Here is a 26,565-nt window from a genome sequence, read left to right as displayed (position 1 = left end):
TACTATTTTTTGAAGGGGCTGACGATGGCGAATCTACAATTGACGCATGCCCCTATTTTAAATAGCAGTGCCCAGTTACTTATCTTACCAGTTAATACTGCTGGCATCCTGCTCGACCCTATCCTCGCACGAACCAAGACGCTATTCGCTGATAACTACCATCACTATCGTCGCGCGTGCCGTGACGGTAGTCTAAACGCTGGTAGCTGTTTACTCCACAAACGCACACGAGAACAGTCTGGCCTTGGCGTCAGCAGTAATGGTAATCAACCCAGTTATATTGCCAATCTTGTTATCTCAGATCACCCTTATCATCCGACGCGGTCGCGCTGGCTCACTGACGCTTTAACAGACTTGCACCACCAGCTTATTCCTCTTATTCGCCATCAAGGCATCCGCAGAATTGCCCTATTTGCCCGCCCGCTTATCGATAGTCATTTACACAGTACTGTAGGCAGTTCGCCTCCTGAATCGAACGTCGCAACCTCCCTGCCATTAAACTGGTATCTCGATATCTTGCCTTTACTAATTCAGCAACTACAAGACCTTCCTAAGCTGCGTATTGATGTGCACGTACCCAAAAGTATCGATATTTAAGAACAAATAGAACGTTTGTTGGTGCATAGCACAATCTTTAACATTCAAAAAACATGACACCGATAATGGCTTGAATGCTATGCTAAATGAGTGTTTACTGTTTGAGAAAGCACGGTTATTTATTATCAGGATAAGGATACCCTATGAAAATACTTAGAACCCCCGATTCATGCTTTGAAAACCTAGCCGATTACGATTTTTCGCCGCATTATATGATGGTCGATGATGGCGAAGGCGGTGAGCTGCGTGTACATTATCTCGATGAAGGTCCCAAGGATGCCGATCCGATTTTACTACTACATGGCGAGCCTTCATGGTGTTATCTATATCGTAAAGTAATACCGATACTGACAGCGGCTGGACATCGCGTCATTGCACCAGATCTTCCTGGTTTTGGGCGCTCAGATAAACCTGCCGCCCGTACGGATTATACCTACCAGCGCCATGTCGACTGGATGCAATCCGTACTTGATCAGTTAGATTTAACAAATATCACATTATTTTGTCAAGATTGGGGTGGCCTAATTGGTCTACGTCTCGTGGCAGAAAATTCAGACAGATTTGCTCGAGTAGCAGCTGGCAATACCATGCTCCCCACGGGAGATCACGATCCAGGAGAAAGCTTCCGCAAGTGGCAGCAATTCTCACAAGATACTCCGAAGTTTCATGTCGGTAGCATTATTAATAGTGGCACTACGACCGAACTATCACAGGCAGTAATCGATGCTTACAATGCGCCCTTCCCTGATGAATCGTACAAAGAAGGCGCAAGACAGTTCCCCATACTAGTACCGACCACACCGGACGATCCTGCTTCAACGAAAAACCGTGCCGCCTGGGGCGAGCTTGGCAAGTTTAATAAACCTTTCATTACCCTGTTTAGCGATTCTGACCCTGTCACTGGTGGTGGTGATCGAATCATGCAAAAACTTATCCCTGGAACTAAAGGTCAAAACCATAACACTATTATTAACGGTGGTCATTTCTTACAAGAAGACCAAGGCGAAAAACTGGCTGAGCTAGTGGCTCAGTTTATTGCTGACAACCCTATTAATAATGATTAAGAAAATTTAATATTTTCTTCGTTATCACATGCAGCTCAATTGTTACCGTTTAATGCTTTAAACCATGGCATGTATCTTCCTGTAGGCATTAAACGGTATATTTATATCCATATATTGATAAAAAAATGCGCTTAGCTTAGTATCCATTTTATAGGCAAATACTATAAAAACTTATTACATTCAAATTTAAATAAGGATAACAAGCTATGTCAAACAACAATGCAAAAAACGATGCTGCTGAAAATTCAAAAAAATCTACCAACAATAAAGCAGTGACTGGCGTAGAAGTGGTCAGAGAGGATACCGTGGTATTTGAGGACGGCGACTTTGAAGCGTACAACGCTGAGCATGACTACGAGGAAGCTAAAGACGATAGTACTGCTAAAAATGATACGTCAGATAAATCAAGCAAGAATAAAGATTCTGATAAAAATCAAAAATCTAATCAAGACGACAAATCTAATAGTGACGATAAAGACGATCAGTCTGACAAAAACACCAAAGACAGCAAGTCTAATCAAAAAGACAAGACCAGTAAAAAAGATAATGCTGATCAAGAGGATAAATCTAGCATTACCATGGCAGGCATTTATCAGTGGGCGTCAAAGCTGAAAGACGACTTTAAATCTGATGCTAGTGGTATGACTCAGGATGTCTCTGAAAAAGCGACGGCTATGATGCTTGGCAAACTATTGGATGCGGTAGATCTTGAATTAGCGGCCTTTGATAAGAGCTTAGACGTCGCCAAAAATTTGGTCACGACGGCTGAAGAAAGACGCAAAAAGATCGCTGCTAAAAAAGAAAAATATCAGGGTATGATCGACAAGTTAGATCAAGAATAGTTACTCTGGTTAATTAGACAATTATTCTAGAGTTTTATCAATCCAATGTTGAACGTCTACTATGAGCGTTTGGCGTTGGATTTTTTTTGTCCGATTAAACGTCTTAGCGGTTCAGTACAGGAGATAGGTATATATGGTGAGAACGTTAATATCTTGTTCAAAGAGCTATACTATTTATGTTTTCCCTAATCAATAAAGCAATTTATAAAGTAGCTATAGTGGAACTTAATATAACTAGGATACGAAATTGAAAAATGCGCCCATAAATAAGATAACTGTGTTTTTAGTAGCAGCGATGTTGTCTGTATCAGCTATTGCATTAGACTTCAATCAAACCCAAAAATTGGCTAATCAAGGCAATGCTGAAGCTCAATTTGATCTTGGTAAAATATACGCCAACGGCACGGGTATCGAACAAGACTATAGGAAAGCGATTGAATGGTACATAAAATCAGCCAATCAGGGAAATTATGAGGCTCAAAACAGTCTTGGTGGAATGTACAAATGGGGTTGGGGCTTAACAAAGGATCATATGAAAGCATTTAAATGGTATCAAAAAGCAGCTAATCAAGGCTATGCCCCTGCACAATCTAGTCTTGCATATATGTATCAAGATGATAGAGGTGCATTTAAAAATGATGCAAAGGCTATAGAGTGGTATAAAAAAGCAGCTGATCAGGGTGATTCTGGCGCAAAAGTTAGTCTTGCTGATATATATAATTATGGTATGGGTACGCCTCAAGACCACCTGAAAGCTTTTGAACTATATCAGAAAGCGGCTGATCAAGGTGATGCTGGCGCAAAAGTTAGTCTTGGTTTTATGTATGAGGGAGGCGACGGTGTAACCCAGAATAAGAGTAAAGCAAAAAATCTCTATAAGCAGTCTTGTGATGAAGGTTATCAACCGGGTTGCAAGTACTATAGCGATTTAAACGAATAAAACTCTTTAAACCACAAAAAAACCGCCTTGAGTGTTATTAACTAACAGCCCAAAGCGGTTTTTTATATCAAGCGAAAGTACTTATTCAGCAGTTGAGGTTGAACCCTGCTCAACGCCTTTCATAGTCAACTTAATGCGACCACGGTTATCCACGTCTTGTACGAGTACCTTAACGGTTTGACCTTCTTTTAAATAATCTGATACATTCTCAACGCGCTCTTCTGCGATTTGTGAGATATGCACTAAACCATCAGTGTTTGGCAAGACGTTAACGAACGCACCAAAGTCAACGATACGAGCGACTGTACCTTCGTAAGTTTTGCCCACTTCAACTTCAGCAGTCAATGCTTCGATTTTGCCGATAGCGGCTTTGGTCGCTGCTTTGTTTTCACCAAAGATACGAATCGTGCCACCATCATCGATATCGATAACTGCGCCAGTTTCTTCCGTTAGCTGACGAATCATCGCGCCGCCTTTACCGATGACGTCACGGATTTTATCCGGATTGATTTCGATAACGGCATAGTTAGGTGCATGCGCGTTGATTTCAGTACGGCTCTCAGGCAATACTTTATTCATCGCATCTAGGATATGGATACGACCGGCATGGGCTTGCTTAAGCGCTTGCTCCATAATGTCAGGGGTAATCCCTTCGATTTTAATGTCCATCTGAAGCGCAGTAATACCGTCTTTAGAACCAGCAACTTTAAAGTCCATATCGCCAAGATGATCTTCATCACCTAAGATGTCTGATAGTACAGCGAAACGCTCGCCTTCTTTAACCAGACCCATCGCGATACCAGCAACTGGGGCTTTAATTGGTACGCCTGCATCCATCAATGCCAAACTTGCACCACAAACAGATGCCATAGAAGATGAACCGTTTGATTCAGTAATCTCTGATACCACACGGATGACATACGGGAAGCGTTCGCTATCTGGAAGCATTGCTTGTACACCGCGACGTGCTAAGCGGCCATGACCGATTTCACGACGTTTTGGAATACCTTCACGACCCGTTTCACCGACTGAGAAATGCGGGAAGTTATAATGCAGCATGAAATGGTCACGGATAGTGCCACCTAGTGAGTCAATCATGTTGACGTCACGGCTGTTGCCAAGAGTAGTTGTAACCAATGCTTGCGTCTCACCACGTGTGAACAATGCTGAACCATGCGTATATGGTAGAACACCAACTTGCACATCAAGCGCACGAACGGTTTCAGGGTCACGACCATCAATACGCGGCTTACCTGACAAGATATTGTCACGAACCGTACGATATTTAAGGTCGTTATAGATTTCTTTAAGCTCAGATACCGTATCAGCATAGTCTTCTGACTCAGCATCACTAGCAAGCGTATCAATAATTGATTGCTTAATTTCGTCAAGCTTAGTGTAGCGCGCTTGTTTATCAGTAATCGTATAAGCGTCAGCAACTTGCTCGCCAAACTGCTCTTTCATGCTGCTGGTAAGCGCTTGATCACGCTCAGGGGCGCTATACTGCTGCTTAGCAGTACCGATTTCTTCAGCCATTGATGCAATGTTATCAATAACGATTTGCTGCTGTTGATGACCGTAAAGTACTGCACCTAGCATCTGATCTTCTGAAAGCTCTGCTGCTTCTGATTCAACCATCAATACGGCAGACTTAGTACCAGCCACAACCAAATCAAGATCGCTCTCTTTGAGCTGCTCGATTGTTGGGTTCAGTACGTACTCGCCATTGATGAAGCCAACACGGGCAGCTGCGACTGGACCATTGAATGGCGCGTCAGAGATAGCCAGTGCCGCTGAAGCACCAATTAATGCAGCGATATCTGCTGATTGAGTCTTATCTGACGATACAACCGTCGCAGTAATCTGAATTTCATTCACATAACCTTCAGGGAATAGCGGACGAATCGGGCGGTCAATCAAGCGTGACGTTAGCGTTTCGAACTCGCTCGCACGGCCTTCACGTTTGCCATAAGCACCTGGGATTTTACCCGCTGCGTACATTTTTTCTTGATAGTTGACGGTCAATGGAAAGAAGTTTTGGCCTTCTTTCGCATCAGACTTAACAACGGCAGCCACTAGGACAGTAACACCACCCATGTGAACTAAAATAGAGTTGGCTTGACGGGCGATACGCCCTGTCTCGATAACAACCTGCTGGCTGCCATATTGGAATTCACGTTTAACAGTATTGAACATTGTCGGATTTGTCATATAATTTTCCTAATGTTGACTGACGAAAATAATATCAACGTCATAAGCGCGTTGATATTTGTCATTAAAATTCTTTGTCTCTAGCTCCTGAGGAACAAGTCTCTTATCTGCAAGTCCTATCGATGAGACTGATAGTGTCACCTGCCTATCTTATGCATTTGTCTACAGTAGACATCGTACTATTACATATTTTTAGTCGTTCAAATTCGTTTTTTCATCAATATAGTCAAAGCTTATGCCAAGCAGCAACCATACATATACGATGTTTTTCTATCTTTGCTAAGGTGCTACTACAGATAGTAGCAATGGCATAAAATTGACCAAGCATTATTTTACAGTGATTTCTAGCCATTGACCAATTAATTGCAAAACAGGGCTGTTGTTTATAGTCTTCCCTAGATATGACTCAAATCAGCATTGAGTCAACCCTTAGTTTTACAAAAAATTCTAAAACTATAGCGTGAAAATATTTGAGATTAATCATCTATATTAACAAGCATAAAAAAACGGTGTGAAACTATTCCACACCGTTTTAGAAAAATCTATTTTATCGATAGCAACAAGCAAGTTCCAAGCGATTTAGCAAAAAATTCAAAATAGCGCCACAGGATGGCATTTGTTATTTTAGCGATCGCTCGTACTATTGTCGTTAAATTAACGACGTAGACCCAACTGGCTAATAAGAGTGGTATAGCGACCAAGATCTTTACCTTTTAGGTAATCAAGCAATTTACGACGCGTGTTAACCATACGGATAAGACCACGACGGCTATGATTATCAGCTTTATGCGCTTTAAAATGGTTCTGCAAATCGTTAATACGTGCACTTAGCAAAGCTACTTGAACTTCTGGAGAACCAGTGTCGTTTTCGCCGCGCTGGTATTGAGAAATGATTTGTTCGCGATCAGTATTAGTTAGCATAAATATCTCCGGCAATGCTAAAAGCATCCAAGATGCACTCAAATTTAAGCCATCTTAAAAGCTATAGAATAGTAAATAAAGTAACTTGTACGCCATTCAGGACAACCCTGCATTACTAGAGTTGACCTAGTGTACGACAAGCTCAATGTGTTATAAAAAACCACTTAAAAATAAGCCAGATATTAGCGGAATATTGCCCAACTCAATCATCTGCTTTGAACAGTGAGCTCAGCAACCTGCTTTATCTAAAATCTTAATTCAAATGTGACGGTTATTATACCAAAAAACTGCTGAACTAGCAGCAGTTTTTCATAATAGTTTCATGGCAAGACGAATTGCCAATATAACAATCTAAGGTACATTCACAGCCACTACAAGCATAGCCATTACAAAATTCTAGCATATTACTTTTTCACATCGCTCTCAGTAGCATTACCACCTAGCTCATCATCAGCAAGAGGTGCTGCCGTAGTGACTTCCGCTAAACTATCTGGAGTGGCATGTTCGCTAGGGTCTATGTCTTCTGCAAGCTTTTCAATCTCTTTTTCTTGCTCGTCCATATTATTCGGTGAATTACTCATATTAGCTCCTAAGTTATTATTTTCTGAACTATTTAGTTTTATAATTATTGATACCAAGCTAAAAAAATGTAATAGCGTCACCCAGCTATGAGTGACACTTTAAATACTCTACTTGTCTTCTTTAGCATTTTCTAAATTGTCCGCAACGCGATCTGCCGCTGCTTCTGACTCTTCAGTATGGTTATTTTCGGTTTGGCTTTTAAGAGCTGCAGTTGCTGATTCAGAACGTTGTTGCTCAAGCTTGGTATCGTTTGGATTAGAGTTTGACATAATATGTTCCTCGATCATGGTTGGTTATAGTTATTGGTAGATTAATGCTGTATGTTCATTGTTAATATCTTACAAGGCCAGTTAAGACAAGGCTTTATCGATAGCATCAACGAAATTTTCGATATCATCTGGATTACGCGAAGTAATTAAGTTACCGTCAATTTGTACGGTTTTATCAACGAAGTTTGCTCCCGCATTTTCCAAATCTGTTTGCAATGAGTGGTACGCCGTTAAGGTCTTACCTTTTGCGATACCCGTGTTAATAAGTACCCAAGGTGCATGGCAGATAACCGCCAACGGTTTACTTGCTTCATTAATTGCATTGATTATACTGTGAGCTTCTTTATTGCCTCGAATGGTATCCGCATTTACAGTACCACCTGGCACTACTAGCGCGTCATAGTCATCAACCTTAGCCTCACTTGCAAAGATGTCAGCGGTGAAAGTGTCACCTTTGTTGACATCTTGATTCATCGCTTGAACTTTTTTGTCTTCGTTAGTGGTAATAAGCAGTGTGTTATAGCCTTTTTCTTTCAGCTGATTATTAACATCTTCATACTCTGCTTGTTCAAAATTATTGTGTAGTAAGAAAGCGATCGTTTTCATGGTATTCCTTGTCTTTATATTGTGATTCTATATATAAATTTTATTATTGATTTATCTGTTTTTTTTATTATGAGTACTTCTTGTTTTTATAGTACTTCTTTGTTTTTATTTAGTGTTGAGACTTCAGCAGTAAAACTTTCCTTGTTAAAACTATTCCCTAAGCATTTTTTATTATTTTAAATTTTTCTTATTAGTGTACTTTTTATTTTTATTACATTGGTTATCTCTTCTAGCCTTCCCTAGCTGACTTATCTAATGTACAAAAAAAACAGGCTTCACCATAGGTGAAACCTGCAATAAAATGTGAGGATATGTGATTAGTGTAAACTGTTAGTAAGTTTAAAGAGGATTAATTGGCTCATAGCCACATGAAGCATACGAAACATACGAAACATACGAAACACGAAAAGCTTAGCAAATATAACCCTACCGCTGGATTAATTTCTTAGGTTGTAGTCGGCCATTGAGACTAACAGCGCCCAATCCAATAAACTCCCCTTGCTCATCTAGCAAGCGTATATCTACCGCTATCTCGTGGAGCAATGGTTGTTCATCGTCACTACTGACGATATCGCTATCTAGTGGGGTGTCATTGCTTTCTGAAACAGAAGACTGGTGGCTAATACGGGTTGAAATATAGTCGCGCAAATTATCAGTAAGCTGCTCAAAAACATTCAACCGCTGCCCCATATGGACACGGGTATACTGTTCAGCAGTCAATGTAAGCTCAGCCTCGATATTGACACATGCATCAATAGCAAGGAGCTGTGCCTGTCTCTCATCTAACGATAGCGCCTCTAACGCTGATAAAGAAATCGATTCCACTATGCTAAACTTTCCGACCTGCGTACGGCGCAATGCGATTAAATGCCCTAATGTGCCCATTATCTTGGCAATATCCTCTGCCAATACGCGCACATAAGTACCTTTTGTACAAGTCACCGTCAATTGAATCTGCTCGTTATCAATAGCTTTTAAATCAATGGCCTTAATCACGATATCTCTTGGCGCTCGTTCTACTTCGATACCAGCACGGGCATATTCATAAAGCTTTTTACCGTCCTTTTTTAAAGCAGAATACATCGGTGGTATTTGCTGCTGAGCCCCTAAAAACTGTTGAGCAACCTTGTCCAATATTGATTGATCAAAAGTTGGAATAGACACCTGTCCAACGATTTGACCATCAGCATCACCAGTATCTGTCTGGCTACCAAGCAATATCGTCGCTTGGTAAGATTTGTCGGCATCAAGTTGATAATGACTAAACTTCGTGGCCTCACCCATACAAATAGGCAATAGACCAGTGGCCATGGGATCAAGCGTACCTGTATGACCAGCTTTTTTGCTGTCATGTGCAGGAGACTTAAACAAATACTTCACTTTTGAGACCACTTGCTGTGACGTCATACCTTGCGGCTTATCAACTAAGATAACGCCGGAGACTTTTTGTTTATCCGTTGTTTGTTGACTAGTCATTGTCATTAATCATCATTTTCTTTGCTATCGACTTCATCTTCATTCTGCTCAGTTTTGATGACCGCTTGACTGATCAAGTCCATCATATAGTTGCCACGAGCCGTTACTTCATCATAATGAAAGCGCAGACGTGGAGTCGTACGCGTTTTGAGACTATGGCTCAATTCGGTACGCAAAAAACCTGCCGCTTTATTCAGAACTTTGATGCTTTCTTCGTGGTTGGTTTTGGTCATCGCGTCATTAAGCTCTGGCTCCATGATGGTGACATAAACGTCCGCATACCCTAAGTCTGGGCTGACCTTGACACTAGAGATAGTGACAAAACCAGTCAGACGCGGGTCATTGACTGCGTCACGAATAAGAACAGCAAGCTCACGCTGAATTTGATCGGATAAGCGCTGTAAACGTTGGTTCATATTGTTACCTTAATTTGATATGGCCTATTTTTATGGATTAGCCCGTTTGCTTATTAATACATTTAAGGGCTGATATTTGTTAAAAAAGGCCTAGCAGGATGTACCTGCTAGGCCTAAGTACAGCTAGATATGAAGGAGATACTAATATGCTCAGCTGATTAAGCGTCTTGCATGATTAGAGACCTTACTATCGAGCGGTGACTTTAGATAGTACGTTCGAACTCTTGAATTTCAAAGACTTCGATCTTATCACCAGCTTCGACATCATAACCACGAACGGCTAGGCCACACTCCATTCCAGTACGTACTTCATTAACGTCTTCTTTATAACGACGTAATGATTGCAGCTGACCAGTAAAGATAACTTGGTCATCACGCAGTACACGGATAGGCTTATTGCGATAGATTGTACCTTCAACCACCATACAACCGGCAGCTGCACCGAACTTACTAGAACGGAATACTTCTCGAACGTCAGCAACACCCAAGATTTTCTCACGATGTTCAGGCGCAAGCATTCCACTCATGGCTGCTTTTACATCATCAATCAAGCCATAGATAACACTGTAATAGCGAATATCCATGTTGGCTGCATCTGCTTTACGACGTGCGGTCGCGTCTGCACGAACGTTGAAGCCTAACAATACCGCTTCGCTAGATTCTGCAAGCGTTACATCAGACTCAGAGATAGGGCCAACACCTGAACTGATGACGCGAACTTTTACTTCGTCAGTTGACAGCTCATTCAGTGCCGATAGTAATGCTTCGAGCGAACCACGGACATCAGTTTTAAGAACAATGTTCAAGAATGACACATTGCCTTGTTCCATCTGATCGAACATGCTCTCTAAGCGCATGGCGTTCTGACGCTCAAGTTGACGTTCACGCTCGCGATTGGTTCTGAAATCAGCCACTTCACGGGCTTTTTTCTCATCTGTAACGACTAAGAATTCACTACCAGCTGCAGGTGTTTCAGGTAATCCTAAAATCTCTACAGGGATGGAAGGACCCGCTGACTGAATACGCTGACCATGTTCATCAGTCATCGCACGGACTTTACCGTAATGCTCGCCCGCTAGAACCAAGTCGCCTTGTTTTAGTGTGCCTTTTTTGACTAGAACACTAACGACAGGACCACGACCTTTTTCAAGTCTTGACTCAATCACCACACCTTGCGCAGCACCATCTAACGGCGCTTCTAATTCCATTAGTTCTGCTTGGATGCTGATATATTCTAATAGCTCGTCAATACCTTCACCCGTTTTGGCTGAGATACGCGCCATTGGTGTATCACCACCCCACTCTTCTGAGACGACTTCTTTGGCAGTCAACTCATTGAGTACACGATCAGGATCAGCGCCCGGCTTATCCATTTTGTTGATGGCAACGATAAGCGGCGTACCAGCAGCACGTGCATGGTCGATAGCTTCTTCCGTTTGCGGCATCATGCCATCATCAGCTGCGACAACCAGTACAACGATATCAGTCGCTTGCGCACCACGTGAACGCATAGCACTAAAGGCTGCGTGACCTGGGGTATCTAAGAAAGTAATCACACCGCGACCGGTTTTTACATGATAAGCACCGATATGCTGAGTGATACCACCTGCTTCGCCATTCGCTACTTTCGTTTCACGAATTTTATCTAACAATGAAGTCTTACCATGGTCGACATGACCCATAATAGTTACGACTGGTGGACGTGTTTGCACGTTACTGCTGCGTTCATTGACTGCAGATTGTAGATCGTCTTCAACCTTAGTATCACTAACTGGTACTGGGTTATGACCCATTTCTTCAACAATCAAACTAGCTGTCGCTTGATCAATCGTATCTGACTCACGAGCCATCTCACCCATTTTCATGAGTAATTTAGTGACTTCACGGGCTTTAACTGCCATACGCTGGGCAAGATCTGCGACAGTGATTTGCTCACTGATCTCGACATCATAGACAATTTTTTCAACAGGTTTTTCAAACTTATGCTGTGACGCTTGCGTTGAACGTAAACCATTTTTACGGTTTTTGATCTCACGCTCATCTTGATTTTTACGACGACGACCACGAGCACCAGTGCTACTTGCACCGCGCTTGATTTCACGACGTTCTTTTTCAAATGATTCTTCTAATGCGTCACCGACTAGACCTTCAGCCAATGGCTCATCTTTGCGAACTTCAGCAGCAGGCTGATCCGTATATTTACCAGCCATTTTACGCATTTGCTCAAGTGTGCGCTTTTGCGCTTCTTCAGCTTGAACACGGCGTGTTTCTGTCTCAATTTCGCGTAGACGGTTTTCTTCTTTTTCACGTACTTCACGAGCTTTACGCTCAGCTGCTGTTTCAACTTTAGGTTTCGTAGCAGCAACTTTTTTCTTCGGCTGTTCTTTAGGCTTGACTTCAATAGTAGTCTTGCCGCCCTTTTTCACAACAACTGAAGTAGAAATGTCGTCATTCTTATCGTCTGATTTTTTGCTAGAGCCTAAGCTGGCACGCATCGCAGCTAAGGTTGCTGCTTGACGCTCTTCAGATTTTTTCTTAGTAGCAGCACGCTCTTCAGCGTCCTTAGCAGCACGTTCTTGCGACTCAATCATCGCTTGCTCACGCGCAGCCAACTCTTCAGCCATTTTTTCTGGATCAGGCTTTTCGAATACTTTCTTTTTACGCACTTCCACATTGACACTCTTAGATTTACCTGAAGAGCCGGTCACACGCGCGGTGCTCGTTGTTTTAGACTTGAGACTAATACGACGCTTATCTTGCTGACCATGACTTTGCTTTAAATACGTCACCAACTTCTCTTGCTCAAGCTCGGTGACTAGGTCATCCTCTGCGCGAGCAGGCAGTCCAGCATCTACCAGTTGCTGTTTTACAGCACTTGCGGTTTTGCCTACCATATCTGCCAGTTCTTTGACGGTCTTATCTGCCATTTATTATCACCTACTGTCTATTATTTGCTATATGTTCAATTCAGTTGTTGGCTACAAATGATTGGGTTAAGGCTGGTGGTTAGGTTGCATGTATTATGCGACTTTATACCAGCACTTTATTATCGATAGCATATCACTAAAAGACAGCGATATGCAGTTACCGCTTATTCATTGAACCAAGATTCCCGAGCTTTCATGATGAGTTTTCCTGCGGTTTCAGTATCTAATCCTTCGATATCTTCTAAATCGAAGACGGCTTGTTCTGCCAAGTCATCAACAGTAATGATGTCTTTTTGAGCCATTTTATAAGCCCAACTGACGGTCATTCCTTCAAGATCTTGTAACTCTTGACTTGGCTCTTTCATGTTTTGTTGTTTGACTAGCTCATCAGCGATGACGACTTCTTTAGCACGTTCTTGAATCATGTCAATCGCTTCGTCGTCTAAACCTTCGATGTCATAGAAAGTCTCAACTGGCACATAAGCCACTTCTTCGATACTGGTAAAGCCAATATCGACAAGCGCTTGAGCTAAATCTTTATCGACTTCTAGACGCTCATAAAACAATTCAATGAACGCTTTCGATTCGTTTTGTTGACGCTGCTGATACTCTTCTTCGAGCATCATATTAAGCTTATAGCCCGTTAATTCAGAGGCTAAACGGACGTTTTGACCTTGTGAGCCAATCGCACGCGCTAACTGATCGTTGGTGCTAAAGATAATATCAGCGGTCTGCATGTCTTCATCTAGGATAATACTACTAACATCTGCTGGCTCTAAAGAGCTAATAATGAATTGAGCCGGATCATCTGACCAAACCACCACATCAATACGCTCACCATCCAACTCTTGCTGAACCGCTTGAATACGCGTACCACGCATACCGATACAAGCGCCAACCGGATCAATGCGATGATCGTTGGTTTTGACGGCTATTTTAGCACGAGTACCTGGCAGACGAGCAACGTTACGGATTTCAATGATTTGTTCTGCAATCTCAGGCACTTCTTTTTGCATCAATGCCGAGAGCATTTCAGGATGAGTGCGCGACAATAATAACTGGGCACCACGATTTTCACGGTTTACATGATATAAAATGGCGTTGATACGAGATTTTGCACGTAATTGCTCACGTGGTAGCATCTGATCACGTGATAAGTAGCCTTCGGCGTTATCACCCAAATCAATGATATAGCCATCGCGTGTTTGCTTTTTTACTTCGCCATACATCATTTCACCAACACGTGGCTCAAAAGCGTCTGCTACTAGCGCACGCTCAGCTTCACGTATTTTTTGAATAATAACTTGCTTGGCTTGCGTGGCAGCAATACGACCAAACTCAATGGATTCAATCTGTTCTTCTTTAATATCACCAATTGACCATTCTTCTTGATCAAGGTCAGTAATAGCAAGCTGACAGGCTGGCATTTCATGGTCTTCATCGGCAACCACTGTCCAATAACGGTACGTATCATAATCGCCAGTTGCACGATCAATGGATACCCGCACCTCTACTTCTGGCTGTTCGGTATAGACTTTTTTCTTGGTTGATACCACCAAAGCGTCTTCTATAGCTTCAAAGATATCTTCAGGATTTAAGCCCTTTTCATTACTGACAGTTTCTACTACCGTTAAGATTTCACGACTCATGCTATACCTGTCCTATCATTTTATAATTGACTTAAATTTTATAATTGGCATATTGACGTTGTGTTGTCATCGTCAGTCACGCCCTATTTAGGGGTCAAAATATTGATTAATACTGAATTGCGTTACCATTGAATATTGAAATTAGACATCTTCATAAATCAAGTTGGCTTTATCAATGTTACTCAAAGCAATCTCAAACTGTTCACCATCGGTAGACGTCAATTTTAAAGACGTTGCATCGATACTGTCTAAAGTACCTGTTGCTTTGCGGCGTTTTTTATCGCCTTCACCAATGGCTTGTATCAAGCGCAAGCTCACAGTCTGACCGACGTAATCATACATTTGGTCATCTGAAAAGAACGCCCGATCAAAACCAGGTGAGGAGACTTCTAAAATGAACTCACCAGCAATAGGATCATGCACCTCTAGGATGCCGCTTACCTGATGGTTAACCGCCGCACAGTTTTCGATACTTACCTGCTTATCCTGTGCTTTTTCTTCAGGTAAAGCTTCAATGTAAATACGCAATAACGAGCGATTGCCTTGTGGGGTAAACTCTACGCCCCACAGCGCCACATCACATGCAGCTACCGCAGGGGCAATAATAGTAGTTAGTTCTGCAACTTTAGTCGAAAGCTTCATAATTTATTTATATTTTCCTATTTACTTATCTGTCGTACTTAATGAACCACATTATTTATTACTTTTTTATTTGCGCGGCTCACAGCAATCGTTAGGTGTTTTATCTATTATATAATAGCACTAGCTCAGTATTATATTCGGTTGACATCTACTATATATAAGGACATTACCTAGGAACATCAAGCTCAGCTGATGAATGTGCTTATTATATATAAAGCAAAATGATCAATAAAAGAGTATGAAGTAAAAGGCAGCGTCGCTTGCGAATAGTCACGCAAGTGGCGGTAAGTAGATGAATAGTAAGTATCGTACTCTATGGGCATAGAGCTTAGCATAAGTAGGGCAGATACCGCGACAACCCTGACTCACAGATACAAAAAAACCCACAAACATAATGGTGGGCTAATCGGCACTGACAAATTTAGTGTACAAAACATCAGTATAAAAAGTGGTAGCGGGGGCTGGATTTGAACCAACGACCTTCGGGTTATGAGCCCGACGAGCTACCAGACTGCTCCACCCCGCATCAATCTAGAACGCATATTATAGGGAGGTTTTGTAGAAGTGTCAATACTTTTTTTAAATAAATTCTAAATTAAGTATTCTCTGCTAAAAAATCCAACCTGACGCTATATGCTACGTCTATAAAACTTGGTGCGATTGGGGGGACTTGAACCCCCACAGCTTTCGCCACCACCCCCTCAAGATGGCGTGTCTACCATTCCACCACAATCGCATTTTGCTACTCTGTTCTCTAACGTTTAATCTACCGTAAATGATGCTTAAGGTAGGCATCAATAGATAAGGTCTTGCGAAAACAGAAAGGCATTGTAAATCTAACGTGCCAAAATAGCAAGCACTGCCTACTTAAAAGACACTTACTCAGGATTTTGCGTTAATGGGCGCGGCGTTTGCGGAGCTGAAACAGGAACATCTAAACGAAACTGATCTTCTGCCTGCTTACGTGCATGAACAGCAAGGGTCATACTGGTGATAAAAAATATGACTGTCAATACTGCAGTCGCACGTGTTAAAAAGTTAGCAGTTCCTGCGGCACCAAATACCGTACCTGACGAGCCAGCACCAAAAGAAGCCCCAGCATCTGCCCCTTTACCATGCTGTATCAAGATCAAGCCGATCATGGCAATCGCCACGATAATATGCAGGGCTAATATAAACGTAAACATGGTGGCCTCTTTTGCCGCGTAATGACGACAGATAACGGAAAATAAATCTTAAAGTTAATAGTGATAGCAACTAACTTGTAATGCTGCCAAATCGATTATATAAATAAGGCGCATTGTACACGATTGCAAGGGCACTGTTAAACCTACTTTTACCAACTGATAAAGACATTTTTTCGACAAGTTAGCGATTAAATAGCTGTTTTATCATCATACTCTAGGCAAGCGCGCGACTAAAAGCACCGGCAATCATCAAAAAACTGTCTGCTTTTAATGAAGCACCGCCAACCAATGCGCCATCTATCATGGGATCTGCCGCAAAACTATCGGCATTATCAACATTGACGCTACCACCATATAATACAGTCATTGCTTCTAACGACTCAGCAAAGCCTGTGACGGTTTGCTTAATATGTTGATGCGTGGTGCTAACCTCTGCTACTGTTGGCACTTTGCCCGTCCCAATCGCCCATACTGGCTCGTAGGCAATGATTAAGCGCTCAGATAATGAAGCAGCAAGCTCGGGCTGTTGCGCGAGTAAATCCTTTACAACCGATAATTGAGTATCAATGACCGCCAGTGTTTGCTTATCGTCATATTGTGCTTGGGTCTCACCAATACAAAATACTACGCCCAAATTTTGCATCAACGCATGAGTCAGCTTTTGCAGCAAGCACTCATGAGTTTCTTGATGGTATTGACGGCGCTCAGAGTGACCAAGTATCGTCCAAGTTGCGCCAGCATCAGCAACTTGCTGCGCGGAACAATCCCCCGTATACGCACCAGTGTTCACGCTATGCGCACTAATATCTTGCGCGGCACACAGCACTGAGGTATCTTTTAAGCGGGCGCTGACAGCAGCTAAGTGAATACAACTGGGAGCCACCATTAACCTGCAGCTATTTTTGACCACTTGCTCTTCAGTATTAACTGCAGTTAATAAGTTGTCTAGTAGCGCATTGACGTCGTGGTTCGTTGCTGGATTTTGCTTCCAATTGCCAATTACCCAAGCTTGCATACTCATCTACCTTGTCTCATGTATTCCTGCCAATTTGGCTTATATGCGCGCCAGTATAACAAATATTTCACAAGTGCTATAGTATAGTGCGACCTGCAGCAGAATGGCTTTTATGGCCATCCTGTTTTCATTGTATTTTACTCAGTTATGGCGCTCTGTAGATTAATGCCTTATGGTCTAAGTTAAGGGTGAAATACTTTAAATAGCGACATACCCTATATATAGTTCCATATTTATATAGTGCCATGTTCTATATATAGCTTTTAAAAAATATAACCGTTAAAACAATATCAATTCCACACGGTGTTATTAATACTAAAAAATGGCAACCGCTTGAAATTAATTATCTCAAACGGTTATAACAAGCGTTTGAGATAATTAATGATAAAAGGCTACTCATGGAAACCATCAATGCCTAGCAAGCGCGTTTTAGCAAAACATTCGATATCAAAGAGAGGTTATTATGTCTATTACAGCCAATAAATACGGTGGTTTAGCCCAGCAGCTGATTAGCGAAGGTGTCGTGAGCGAAGCGCATATGAAAACTGCGCAGACGGAATCACAGCAGCAGCAGATCGGACTCGTGCCTTATTTGGTAGACAATAAATTGGCCAATGCTTATCAGCTAGCACAAATGCTGTCTCAAGCTTTTGGTGATCCACTCTTTGATCTTGACGCGATCAGTTTGGATGTCATTCCAAAAGACTTGGTCGATGAAAAAATCGTGCGTAAGTTTAATGCATTGCCTCTCTTTAAACGTGGGCAGCGCTTATTTGTCGCCTTAAGCGACCCAACCCGTATAGATGCCATTGATGCGATTGCCTTTAACTCTCGCCTCTCTATCGAAACCGTCGTCGTCGAAGAAGATAAGCTAAAAAAACGCATTGAAAATCTTTATGCCGATACCATGCAAAGTTTTGATAGCTTTTCTAGCAGTGACTTACATATAGATTTTGATGATAGTGAAGAAGAGGGCGAAACTGAGCTTAGCGACAGTGTTGATGAAGCCCCTGTCGTAAAATTTGTCAATAAAATGCTGGTCGATGCCATCCGTATGGGTGCCTCAGATTTACATTTTGAGCCGTATGAAAAAACCTTTCGTGTCCGCTTTCGTGTCGACGGTGTCATGCAAAAAATGGCCAACCCACCCGTGCAACTTGCCAGCAAAATCGCAGCGCGGCTAAAAGTAATGTCACAGATGGACATCTCAGAGCGCCGCATACCGCAAGATGGGCGCATCAAGCTTAAAATATCTAAAAATAAAGCCATCGATTTCCGGGTCAACTCATTACCGACCCTGTTTGGTGAAAAGCTTGTGTTGCGTATTTTGGACCCGTCATCCGCTATGCTCGGCATCGAAGCCCTTGGTTATGAGCCTGACCAACAAGAGATGTTTTTGGAAGCTTTGCATAAACCGCAAGGTATGCTGCTGATTACCGGACCGACGGGTTCCGGTAAGACTGTCTCACTCTATACCGGTATCAATATTTTAAACACAGGTGCAACGAATATCTCCACTGCCGAAGATCCAGTCGAGATTAACCTCGAAGGCATTAATCAGGTCAACGTGAACGCTAAGGTTGGTCTGACCTTTGCCAATGCTCTGAAGTCCTTCTTACGTCAAGATCCTGATATCGTCATGGTGGGTGAGATTCGTGACCTTGAAACGGCAGAGATTGCAATTAAAGCCGCGCAAACGGGACACATGGTACTTTCGACTCTCCATACTAACTCAGCACCAGAGACGTTGACCCGCCTACGCAATATGGGTGTGGCTTCCTTTAACATTGCCACGTCAGTAAACTTGGTCATCGCCCAGCGCCTAGCAAGGCGCTTATGTAAAAACTGTAAAAAACCCATTAACGTCCCACGGCAAAGCTTGCTTGAGCTTGGCTTTAATGACACCGATTTAGACAACCCAGGCAATGTGATCTATGAACCGGTAGGCTGTAACGAATGTCGCGAAGGCTATAAAGGCCGCGTAGGTATCTATGAGGTGATGAAAGTCAGCCCTGATATTTCCCGGATTATCATGGAAGACGGCAACGCGATAGATATCAAAGATGCCGCCCTCAAAAATGGTTTTCGAGACTTGCGCCGTTCTGGTATTTTGAAAGTATTGCAAGGCGTGACAAGTATTCAAGAGATGATGCGTGTCACCTCTGAATAATCGTATAGTCGATACTAAATAAAATGGGTACACGACATTATGATGCGTGACTGGCACAAACTTTTCTTGCTTGCTGTGCCTACGCAGACAGAGGCTACGAAAAATTTATACCAGTCACGCTGTCTCTTTTTTATATTGACCTGACTATAAATGCTAAAAGTAGAAATAACGGTGGTAGAAATTTCAGTATCGATAGCTTTTAGATTCAATAGATTGGCTTTTATAAATGAGCAATAATATCCACTCAGATGTACTTAAAAATAAAACAGAGTTATACTGGTTTTTTACGTTAAAATAAAGTATGCCATCTTTGTGTAATAAGTCTGGCATCGTTATACATCTTTGCAATATTTATATTAGACAAATTTTGAGGGTAGTATCATGGCAAAAGCAAAGACCGACATGCTGTTAGACTTTGTCTATGACGGGGTAAATCGACGCGGACAAAAGGTAAAAGGTGAAACGACCAGTCGTAGCTTAGAGCTGGCAAAAGCTACTCTGCGCAAACAAGGCATCACCGTCAAAGGTATTAAGAAAAAACCTAAGCCGCTTTATACCTTTAAAAAACCCATCAAACCTATCGATATTGCCATCTTTGCCCGCCAATTGGCAACCATGATGAAAGCGGGCGTGCCATTGACCCAGTCCTTTGAGATTGTCGCGGACTCCCTTGATAATCCTAGTATGAAAGAGTTGGTTTTAAAAATAAAAGCCGATATCGAAGCTGGCGGGACTTTTGCCTCTGCCCTGCGTAAGCATCCTCGCTATTTTGACGATCTTTTTTGCTCGCTTGTCGATTCTGGTGAGCAATCAGGTGCGCTTGAGACCATGCTAGAACGGGTTGCTACTTATAAAGAAAAAAGTGAGCTACTAAAAGCTAAAATCAAAAAAGCGGTGAAATATCCTATCGCGGTCATCGTTGTCGCCGTTATCGTTACCATGATTTTGCTAATCAAAGTAGTCCCTGTATTCTCAGACTTATTCGAATCTTTTGGCGCAGAGCTGCCTGCTTTTACCCAAATGGTCGTTGGCATGTCAGAGTGGATGCAAGCGTGGTGGTTTGTTTTGATTATTCTCATTGGTGGGGCGATTATTGGTTTTTCAGAAGCCAAAAAACGCTCTAAAAAATTCCGAGACTTTTTAGACCGTGCAGTCTTAAAAATACCAATATTTGGCAACATTGCTTATCAAGCCATTATCGCGCGTTTCGCTCGTACCCTATCTACTACCTTTGCGGCTGGTGTACCTCTTATTGATGCGCTAGATTCGACTGCTGGCGCCACTAATAACGTCGTTTTTTATAATGCCACGCAGCAAATTAAAAATGATGTATCTACTGGGCAACAATTACAATTTTCGATACGCTCTACCAATTTATTCCCAAGTATGGCCATTCAAATGGTCGGTATCGGTGAAGAGTCTGGTAGTTTAGAAGAAATGTTAGACAAAGTAGCGGTCTATTATGAAAACGAAGTCGATAATGCGGTTGATGGCTTGACCAGCTTAATGGAGCCTATGATTATGGCTGTGTTGGGGGTATTGGTCGGTGGCTTAGTGGTTGCGATGTACTTGCCAATTTTCCAAATGGGCTCAGTAGTAGGTTAAAGATGACGGAAAGGACAGCGATTTAATGCAATTTATAGAATTACTACAAAGTAATATGACGGTAGCGTTAGCCGTATTTGGTCTGTTGGGCCTTTGTGTGGGCAGTTTCTTAAATGTGGTGATTCACCGTATGCCGCTGATGATGGTCTATAGCTGGCGTCAAGAATGCAGTGAATTTATGTCTCAGCAAGCAGACATGCCGCAAGAGCATACCATACCATTGACCGATATCGTCGCAGCAGACACCCCTATTACGTTGAGTCGACCAGCGTCACGCTGCCCTCACTGCGCGCACAAAATAAAGTGGTACGAAAACATACCCTTAATAAGCTGGCTAGTGTTACGTGGGCGCTGCTCGAATTGTAAAGCTCCTATCGGCCTGCGTTACCCTGTGGTTGAGCTAGTGACTGCATTGCTGTCAATATTGGTCATCTATCAGTTTGGGGTCAGTGCCGCTGGGTTATCAGCCTTAGTTTTAGTATGGACATTGGTTGCGTTAACCGGTATTGATTTTGATACCCAACTACTACCAGATCGCCTAACCTTTCCTTTAGCGGGCTTAGGATTGGCTGTCAATTCGCAAAGCTGGTTTGTCTCGCCAACTCAGTCTATTTGGGGTTTATTGTTTGGATTTTTATCACTATGGATAGTGGTGAAGGTATTTTTCCTCATCACCAAAAAACACGGTATGGGACAAGGCGACTTTAAGCTACTAGCGGTATTGGGTGCTTGGCTTGGGCCTATGATGTTGCCATTGATTATTTTACTGTCTTCCCTACTCGGCTCAATCGTTGGGATTATCTTGATGAAGAAACAAGGTGAAAGCAAGCCGTTTGCCTTTGGCCCTTACATCGCTATCGCTGGTATTGTTGCTTTATTATATGGCTCAGATATCGTCAACTGGTATCTCGGCATGTATACTTACTAGATTGTCTTAGAAAGTGTTTTGATCGCTCCTCTTAACGTAAACATCAAACCTTAAAATAAGCATCAAAATATTGTCTCAACTTATAACCATCACTGTCATTATATCGAGCAGATAAGTCATTATTATGTCAAAACAAGCATCTTCACCTTATTCTTATGAGCCTCAGACCCCGCAGAAGAAAAGCAAGACCTTAGTCATTGGCTTGACCGGGGGCATCGGTAGTGGTAAGTCTGCTGCCAGTGACTGGTTCGCTGAACAAGGCATTGATATTATTGATGCGGATGTCATTGCTCATCAGGTCGTTGCTAAAGGCAGCTCAACCCTACGCAAAATCCAGAAGAAGTTTGGTAATTGGGTATTGAATGGCAATGGCGAAATGGATCGTGCCGCCGTGCGCACTCATGTATTTGCCCACCCTGAAGCACTCATTGAGCTAGAGGCGATTACCCATCCAGCGATACGTGAAACCGCAAAATTACAGCTGGCCGCCAGTACCTCACCTTATGTGGTGTTGTCAGCGCCACTACTTATTGAAGCGGCGGAGGCGGGTCTGGCTAACTTGTGCCAGCGTATTTTAGTCATGGATGCCGCAGTAGATACTCAGCTGGCCCGTGCCAGCCAACGAGATGAACAAAGCGTACAAAAAATTAAAGCCATTATGGTCAATCAGCTAAGCCGCGAAGAGCGTAATCAACACGCTGATGATGTCGTGCTTAATGATGGTAATTTGTCTGATCTCTACCTAAAATTAGAGCCGCTACATCAGAGCTATCTTACGCTTGCCCAGCAGCTAAAGTACGCTGCCGATTAACCTCATACAGCGCCATGCCCGTGGCAACACTTACATTTAGACTTTGTAAGTTGCCATGTTCATTGCCTGACATCGGAATATAAACCAGCTCATCACAGCTCTCTGTCGTCAGGCGGCGCATGCCCTCTCCTTCTGACCCCATAATCATCGCCGTCTTGCCCGTCAAATCTGCCTCATGTATCGGCTTCGCCTCTGCATTGAGTGCCGTACCGAATACAAAAACACCTGCGTTTTTAATTTGCGATAATGTACGTGCCAAATTGGTGACGCTAATAATAGGCATCATTTCTGCCGCCCCTACCGATACCTTAGCAACCGTAGGCGTAAGGCTAGCCGCATGATGTTTCGGACAAACCACCGCATCAACACCCATCGCGACAGCAGTACGCAAGCACGCACCAAAGTTATGTGCATCAGTGATTTGATCCAAGACCAATAACAAGCACTGTTCGCGGCCGATAATAATATCAAGCAAGCCTTCATCAGCGAAACCTAACGGACGCGCATTTAGCACCACGCCTTGATGCTGCGGACTGCCACACAATTGCGTGAGCTTGTCTTTTTGCGTCGGTTGAATGCTGATGCCATTGTCTGCTGCCTGCGCCATAATCGCTCGGACATGACTGTCACTCTCGCGACCTTGCTGTACAAACAAGCTAAGGCCATCAAGAGGACGGTGTTCGAGTAACGCGTCAATAGCATGAATGCCATAAAAATAAATGGGTTTTGCCATAATAGGACTACCGGTTATAAAGTGGGTATCGCACACTGCGATAGAAAGGGGAAATATGACGATAATTGTAGCAACTAATCAAGGGCTTAAAAAATAATGTTACCAAAAAAAAGAAATAAACCTTATCGCAAGATTTATTTCTTTTTGAGGGCTTAGGCGTTATAAATTGTCTTTTAAAACCTTTAACTTGGGATAGTCTCAACCTTCTAAATGACAGATATACTGCACGATTTCCTCTGTGCGTAAGTTAAAACCACTATTGCCTTCAACGACGAATGATTGTCCCGCACGATAGTAGCTGAATTCTTCATCACCATTTATTTTGACTTCACACTCGCCGCTGATGATCTCAATACGTTCGGAAGTGTTAGTACTAAAGTGATAATGCTCAACCAAGTTGTCGCAAGGTAAGATCACACCTAATGTTTTATGCCGACCATCCTCAAACATAATGGTATGGCTTGAGCAACGACCATCATACGATATCGTGGCTTGGGCGTTGACTGTTACACTGGTAAATTGCGCCGCTGTCATAGTGGCTTCCTTATCAAATAATTATTGCCAAACTAAAAAATAAGTAACGAATTTAATTGCTTACTCTACCTAGGTTGTACTATTCATTTGCGATATGGTAACAACACGTCATGACGCACAATGATTAAAAATCTAGTGGTAAGAGTTTATCATTATGTGAGATTATGCTACCACATTATATCTATAAAGTTTGTTACAGCGGCAATGAAAATTTTATTTGGTTTTTAGGTTAAAGAACGCTTGATGATTCATGCTTAGCTTATCGGCTTGCGCCTATAAGACTGAAGCGTTGAGCGCTATTATTGCTGATGCGCTACTATACTGACACTCTGCTATTACAGTGACTCCTAATTAGGATTATTCTCCCTATTATTGCCGTTACAAAGACCATCATTAAGATAGTAATCACTGATTTATCATAAGCTTAATGGATTTTTACGACAGTCTTTTTAGATTGACTTACAGGATTTAATGGCTTTAAAATTTGTATTTAATTGCATTTAACATCATACTATTTGCCAACCATATTTGTCTCACTAACATTATCAACTGAACGACTTCATTCCTTTATTTATCCTATTTTAGATATGGCCTCTCATGATTTCATGCGAGGTCAATTGTCTGTCATGAGAGGCGTTGATGCTTGTATCATTAACTTTACATCAGTTTGCGTTGATCGCTCAGCATGAGTTGAGTGTGGCTGAAGGCTTTAATGTCATCACTGGTGAAACGGGTGCTGGCAAGTCGCTATTACTGGATGCGCTATCTTTATGTGCAGGCGAACGTGCAGACAGTGCGATGGTCAGACATGGCGCGGCGCACGCTGATATTTATGCCCAGTTTGATGTGGAAAATAACAGCGTTGTCGCCGATTGGTTTGCCAAAAATGACCGACCATTAGAAGAACCAGAAGTATTGATTCGTCGTCAGCTCAGCAATACCGGACGCTCAAAAGCGTGGTTGAATGGCACGCCAGTCAGTTTGGCTGAACTGAAAAACCTCGGTACGTTACTGGTTAATATTCATAGCCAACATGCTCAGCAAGCGCTCCTTAAGCCGCAGTTTGTGGTGCAATGGCTTGATGAGATGGCACAAATCACCCCACTTGCTGTACAAACGACCAGCAGCTATCAAGCTTATCAGCAGCTTAAACGCCGTGCTGATGACATTGCGAGCCGTGAGGCTCAGCGCCAAGACCGTATGCAATTATTGCAGAGTCAATTAGCTGACATTGCGCCGTTATTGGCGGTTGATTATGCAGAAGTCGAAGCGGAGCACGAAGAGCTGTCTAATATCGAAGCCTTGATGATCGAGGCCAGTCATGGCTTGCATCTGCTTGACAATGACACGGATGAGCCAGATGTCATGACCTTGCTCGGGCAGGCGATTAAGCTTTGTGATAACCAAATGAGCGTCAGTCAAACCTTTGAGCAAGCTTCCGAGCAGCTGCATTTAGCGCAGCAGCAAATCACTGAGGTAACAGGCTTACTGTCAGATTATGCTGAACAACAACTGCCCGACCCTGAGCGTTTGCAAACGCTAGACAGTCTTATCAGCTTAGGTCATCGTTTGTCGCGTAAACATAGCTTGCCAGCGAGCGACTTAATCGAGGAAGCCAAAGGTTGGGAGACGCAATTAGAGCAGCTAGAAAATGAGCCAAGCAGCGATGCCATGGCAGTGCAAATTGAACAGGCTTGGAAAGATTACCTTGCACTAGCAACGCAGTTAAATAAAGAGCGCTCAAAAGCTGCGCCCACTGTCAGTAAGCAACTGGTTAAACAGTTACAACCGCTAGCTTTGCCCAATGCGCGCTGCGAGTTTGTCTTTACCAAAAAGACCGAACCTAGCCAATATAATGCGCAAGGTTGCTATGATATTGACCTATTATTTAGCGCCAATGTCGGCATGCCAATGCAACCACTACATAAAATCGCTTCAGGCGGCGAGCTGTCACGAATGGCACTGGTGATGCAGGTATTACAAGCAACCAATGCTGACAATAATGCTGCCAAGCCCATGCTCGTATTTGATGAAGTCGATGTCGGTATCAGTGGCGGCACGGCGCAAGTGGTCGGTGAGCTGCTGCGCGCGCTTGGGCAGACGCAGCAGTTACTGGCCATTACCCACCAAGCACAAGTCGCGGCGCAAGCGCATCAGCATATCTTGGTACAAAAACACCATGACGAGCAAACCGAAAGCGAGCTATTAATACTGACCGATAGCGCGCAAATCGATGAGCTGGCACGTATGTCTGGTGGTGTGATCATCACTGACGTTACCCGCGACCACGCCCGCAGTTTATTAACGGACGTTAAGTAAAGAACCTTGTCGTCATTAGGGCGTGTCATAACCGCTAAATACTTGCTTTGGTTGATTTTCACCTCAGTATCGCCATATAGTGGTGTGTCATCTCTGCTATTTTACCTTTAATACTAGGTTG

General features: G+C 42.8%; 23 protein-coding genes and 2 tRNA genes. 9 read left to right on the top strand and 16 right to left on the bottom strand.

What is annotated here, in order from left to right; translation table 11 throughout:
• The first annotated feature begins 24 nt into the window (after positions 1-24).
• The 4 genes from JMY08_RS01655 (at position 25) to JMY08_RS01640 (ending at position 3,443) form a co-directional block, all read left to right on the top strand.
• A complete protein-coding gene (locus tag JMY08_RS01655; RefSeq protein WP_201589274.1) occupies positions 25-597 on the top strand; it encodes a hypothetical protein in 573 nt (190 codons plus the stop codon).
• Positions 598-740: 143 nt separating this feature from the next.
• Positions 741-1,661, top strand: coding sequence for a haloalkane dehalogenase (locus JMY08_RS01650; RefSeq protein ID WP_201589260.1), 921 nt, complete (start codon positions 741-743; stop codon positions 1,659-1,661).
• Positions 1,662-1,867: 206 nt separating this feature from the next.
• Positions 1,868-2,503, top strand: a complete 636-nt coding sequence (locus JMY08_RS01645; RefSeq protein ID WP_201589257.1) for a hypothetical protein — start codon at positions 1,868-1,870, stop codon at positions 2,501-2,503.
• 247 nt (positions 2,504-2,750) lie between these two features.
• Positions 2,751-3,443: a tetratricopeptide repeat protein gene (locus tag JMY08_RS01640; protein ID WP_201589253.1), complete on the top strand. Its 693-nt coding sequence runs from the start codon at positions 2,751-2,753 to the stop codon at positions 3,441-3,443.
• An 81-nt stretch (positions 3,444-3,524) separates the two neighbouring features.
• Here JMY08_RS01640 and pnp read toward each other — a convergent pair whose 3' ends face one another.
• From pnp to tpiA, 14 genes are all read right to left on the bottom strand, one after another.
• The gene (pnp, locus tag JMY08_RS01635; protein WP_201589665.1) at positions 3,525-5,639 is read right to left on the bottom strand and encodes a polyribonucleotide nucleotidyltransferase; all 2,115 of its coding nucleotides are present in this window, start codon (positions 5,637-5,639) and stop codon (positions 3,525-3,527) included.
• A 669-nt stretch (positions 5,640-6,308) separates the two neighbouring features.
• Positions 6,309-6,575, bottom strand: a complete 267-nt coding sequence (gene rpsO, locus JMY08_RS01630; protein WP_010197757.1) for a 30S ribosomal protein S15 — start codon at positions 6,573-6,575, stop codon at positions 6,309-6,311.
• A gap of 404 nt (positions 6,576-6,979) precedes the next feature.
• Positions 6,980-7,156, bottom strand: coding sequence for a hypothetical protein (locus tag JMY08_RS01625; protein ID WP_201589250.1), 177 nt, complete (start codon positions 7,154-7,156; stop codon positions 6,980-6,982).
• A 108-nt stretch (positions 7,157-7,264) separates the two neighbouring features.
• The gene (locus JMY08_RS01620) at positions 7,265-7,426 is read right to left on the bottom strand and encodes a hypothetical protein (protein WP_201589247.1); all 162 of its coding nucleotides are present in this window, start codon (positions 7,424-7,426) and stop codon (positions 7,265-7,267) included.
• Between the two features lie 81 nt (positions 7,427-7,507).
• On the bottom strand, positions 7,508-8,032 hold the full coding sequence (locus JMY08_RS01615; RefSeq protein WP_189583628.1) for a type 1 glutamine amidotransferase domain-containing protein: 525 nt from the start codon (positions 8,030-8,032) through the stop codon (positions 7,508-7,510).
• 426 nt (positions 8,033-8,458) lie between these two features.
• Entirely contained in the window at positions 8,459-9,514 is a 1,056-nt protein-coding gene (truB, locus tag JMY08_RS01610) for a tRNA pseudouridine(55) synthase TruB (protein ID WP_201589244.1), read from the bottom strand.
• Positions 9,514-9,924 carry a ribosome-binding factor A gene (locus JMY08_RS01605; protein ID WP_010197749.1) on the bottom strand — a complete coding sequence of 137 codons (411 nt, stop codon included), beginning with the start codon at positions 9,922-9,924 and terminating at the stop codon, positions 9,514-9,516. Before JMY08_RS01605 ends, truB begins: the two co-directional genes overlap by 1 nt.
• Before the next feature lie 203 nt (positions 9,925-10,127).
• A complete protein-coding gene (infB, locus tag JMY08_RS01600) occupies positions 10,128-12,851 on the bottom strand; it encodes a translation initiation factor IF-2 (RefSeq protein ID WP_010197746.1) in 2,724 nt (907 codons plus the stop codon).
• A 164-nt stretch (positions 12,852-13,015) separates the two neighbouring features.
• Positions 13,016-14,500, bottom strand: coding sequence for a transcription termination factor NusA (gene nusA, locus JMY08_RS01595; RefSeq protein WP_010197744.1), 1,485 nt, complete (start codon positions 14,498-14,500; stop codon positions 13,016-13,018).
• Between the two features lie 141 nt (positions 14,501-14,641).
• A complete protein-coding gene (gene rimP / locus JMY08_RS01590) occupies positions 14,642-15,142 on the bottom strand; it encodes a ribosome maturation factor RimP (RefSeq protein ID WP_010197742.1) in 501 nt (166 codons plus the stop codon).
• Positions 15,143-15,591: 449 nt separating this feature from the next.
• Positions 15,592-15,668 (bottom strand) — tRNA-Met (locus JMY08_RS01585).
• Between the two features lie 126 nt (positions 15,669-15,794).
• Positions 15,795-15,878: transfer RNA gene (locus JMY08_RS01580), tRNA-Leu, on the bottom strand.
• Between the two features lie 142 nt (positions 15,879-16,020).
• Complete coding sequence (gene secG / locus JMY08_RS01575; protein WP_010197739.1) at positions 16,021-16,329, bottom strand: preprotein translocase subunit SecG; 309 nt, start codon at positions 16,327-16,329, stop codon at positions 16,021-16,023.
• 214 nt (positions 16,330-16,543) lie between these two features.
• Positions 16,544-17,344 (bottom strand): triose-phosphate isomerase, encoded by an 801-nt coding sequence (tpiA, locus tag JMY08_RS01570; protein WP_201589241.1) that lies wholly within the window; start codon positions 17,342-17,344, stop codon positions 16,544-16,546.
• A gap of 463 nt (positions 17,345-17,807) precedes the next feature.
• On the opposite strand from tpiA, the gene pilB reads away from it, so the two are divergent.
• The 4 genes from pilB (at position 17,808) to coaE (ending at position 22,858) form a co-directional block, all read left to right on the top strand.
• Positions 17,808-19,514: a type IV-A pilus assembly ATPase PilB gene (pilB, locus tag JMY08_RS01565; protein ID WP_201589238.1), complete on the top strand. Its 1,707-nt coding sequence runs from the start codon at positions 17,808-17,810 to the stop codon at positions 19,512-19,514.
• A 381-nt stretch (positions 19,515-19,895) separates the two neighbouring features.
• Positions 19,896-21,119, top strand: coding sequence for a type II secretion system F family protein (locus JMY08_RS01560; RefSeq protein ID WP_201589235.1), 1,224 nt, complete (start codon positions 19,896-19,898; stop codon positions 21,117-21,119).
• Between the two features lie 25 nt (positions 21,120-21,144).
• Positions 21,145-22,047, top strand: a complete 903-nt coding sequence (locus JMY08_RS01555; protein WP_201589232.1) for a prepilin peptidase — start codon at positions 21,145-21,147, stop codon at positions 22,045-22,047.
• Positions 22,048-22,171: 124 nt separating this feature from the next.
• The gene (coaE, locus tag JMY08_RS01550; RefSeq protein WP_201589229.1) at positions 22,172-22,858 is read left to right on the top strand and encodes a dephospho-CoA kinase; all 687 of its coding nucleotides are present in this window, start codon (positions 22,172-22,174) and stop codon (positions 22,856-22,858) included.
• On the opposite strand, the gene rlmB is transcribed toward coaE, so the two are convergent.
• Both rlmB and JMY08_RS01540 read right to left on the bottom strand, forming a co-directional pair.
• Positions 22,821-23,591 (bottom strand): 23S rRNA (guanosine(2251)-2'-O)-methyltransferase RlmB, encoded by a 771-nt coding sequence (gene rlmB, locus JMY08_RS01545; RefSeq protein ID WP_010197727.1) that lies wholly within the window; start codon positions 23,589-23,591, stop codon positions 22,821-22,823. The two genes, coaE and rlmB, sit on opposite strands and share 38 nt — an antisense overlap.
• A 198-nt stretch (positions 23,592-23,789) precedes the next feature.
• On the bottom strand, positions 23,790-24,125 hold the full coding sequence (locus tag JMY08_RS01540) for a pyrimidine/purine nucleoside phosphorylase (protein ID WP_010197725.1): 336 nt from the start codon (positions 24,123-24,125) through the stop codon (positions 23,790-23,792).
• Between the two features lie 639 nt (positions 24,126-24,764).
• On the opposite strand from JMY08_RS01540, the gene recN reads away from it, so the two are divergent.
• Positions 24,765-26,444 carry a DNA repair protein RecN gene (gene recN, locus JMY08_RS01535; RefSeq protein WP_201589226.1) on the top strand — a complete coding sequence of 560 codons (1,680 nt, stop codon included), beginning with the start codon at positions 24,765-24,767 and terminating at the stop codon, positions 26,442-26,444.
• Positions 26,445-26,565: the final 121 nt, after the last annotated feature.

The sequence above is a fragment of the Psychrobacter sp. Pi2-51 genome (assembly GCF_904846665.1).
GTDB classification, from domain to species: domain Bacteria; phylum Pseudomonadota; class Gammaproteobacteria; order Pseudomonadales; family Moraxellaceae; genus Psychrobacter; species Psychrobacter glaciei.
This window is presented reverse-complemented; position numbering and strand designations above follow the sequence as displayed.

Coding starts and splice junctions, on each gene's coding strand:
- nusA (WP_010197744.1), bottom strand. CDS start 14,500: ATGAGTCGTGAAATCTTAACGGTAGTAGAAACTGTCAGTAATGAAAAG.
- recN (WP_201589226.1), top strand. CDS start 24,765: ATGCTTGTATCATTAACTTTACATCAGTTTGCGTTGATCGCTCAGCAT.
- infB (WP_010197746.1), bottom strand. CDS start 12,851: ATGGCAGATAAGACCGTCAAAGAACTGGCAGATATGGTAGGCAAAACC.
- JMY08_RS01650 (WP_201589260.1), top strand. CDS start 741: ATGAAAATACTTAGAACCCCCGATTCATGCTTTGAAAACCTAGCCGAT.
- JMY08_RS01555 (WP_201589232.1), top strand. CDS start 21,145: ATGCAATTTATAGAATTACTACAAAGTAATATGACGGTAGCGTTAGCC.
- coaE (WP_201589229.1), top strand. CDS start 22,172: ATGTCAAAACAAGCATCTTCACCTTATTCTTATGAGCCTCAGACCCCG.
- JMY08_RS01615 (WP_189583628.1), bottom strand. CDS start 8,032: ATGAAAACGATCGCTTTCTTACTACACAATAATTTTGAACAAGCAGAG.
- rlmB (WP_010197727.1), bottom strand. CDS start 23,591: ATGGCAAAACCCATTTATTTTTATGGCATTCATGCTATTGACGCGTTA.
- JMY08_RS01540 (WP_010197725.1), bottom strand. CDS start 24,125: ATGACAGCGGCGCAATTTACCAGTGTAACAGTCAACGCCCAAGCCACG.
- tpiA (WP_201589241.1), bottom strand. CDS start 17,344: ATGCAAGCTTGGGTAATTGGCAATTGGAAGCAAAATCCAGCAACGAAC.
- truB (WP_201589244.1), bottom strand. CDS start 9,514: ATGACAATGACTAGTCAACAAACAACGGATAAACAAAAAGTCTCCGGC.
- JMY08_RS01560 (WP_201589235.1), top strand. CDS start 19,896: ATGGCAAAAGCAAAGACCGACATGCTGTTAGACTTTGTCTATGACGGG.
- JMY08_RS01655 (WP_201589274.1), top strand. CDS start 25: ATGGCGAATCTACAATTGACGCATGCCCCTATTTTAAATAGCAGTGCC.
- pilB (WP_201589238.1), top strand. CDS start 17,808: ATGTCTATTACAGCCAATAAATACGGTGGTTTAGCCCAGCAGCTGATT.
- JMY08_RS01605 (WP_010197749.1), bottom strand. CDS start 9,924: ATGAACCAACGTTTACAGCGCTTATCCGATCAAATTCAGCGTGAGCTT.
- JMY08_RS01645 (WP_201589257.1), top strand. CDS start 1,868: ATGTCAAACAACAATGCAAAAAACGATGCTGCTGAAAATTCAAAAAAA.
- secG (WP_010197739.1), bottom strand. CDS start 16,329: ATGTTTACGTTTATATTAGCCCTGCATATTATCGTGGCGATTGCCATG.
- JMY08_RS01625 (WP_201589250.1), bottom strand. CDS start 7,156: ATGAGTAATTCACCGAATAATATGGACGAGCAAGAAAAAGAGATTGAA.
- JMY08_RS01620 (WP_201589247.1), bottom strand. CDS start 7,426: ATGTCAAACTCTAATCCAAACGATACCAAGCTTGAGCAACAACGTTCT.
- rpsO (WP_010197757.1), bottom strand. CDS start 6,575: ATGCTAACTAATACTGATCGCGAACAAATCATTTCTCAATACCAGCGC.
- pnp (WP_201589665.1), bottom strand. CDS start 5,639: ATGTTCAATACTGTTAAACGTGAATTCCAATATGGCAGCCAGCAGGTT.
- rimP (WP_010197742.1), bottom strand. CDS start 15,142: ATGAAGCTTTCGACTAAAGTTGCAGAACTAACTACTATTATTGCCCCT.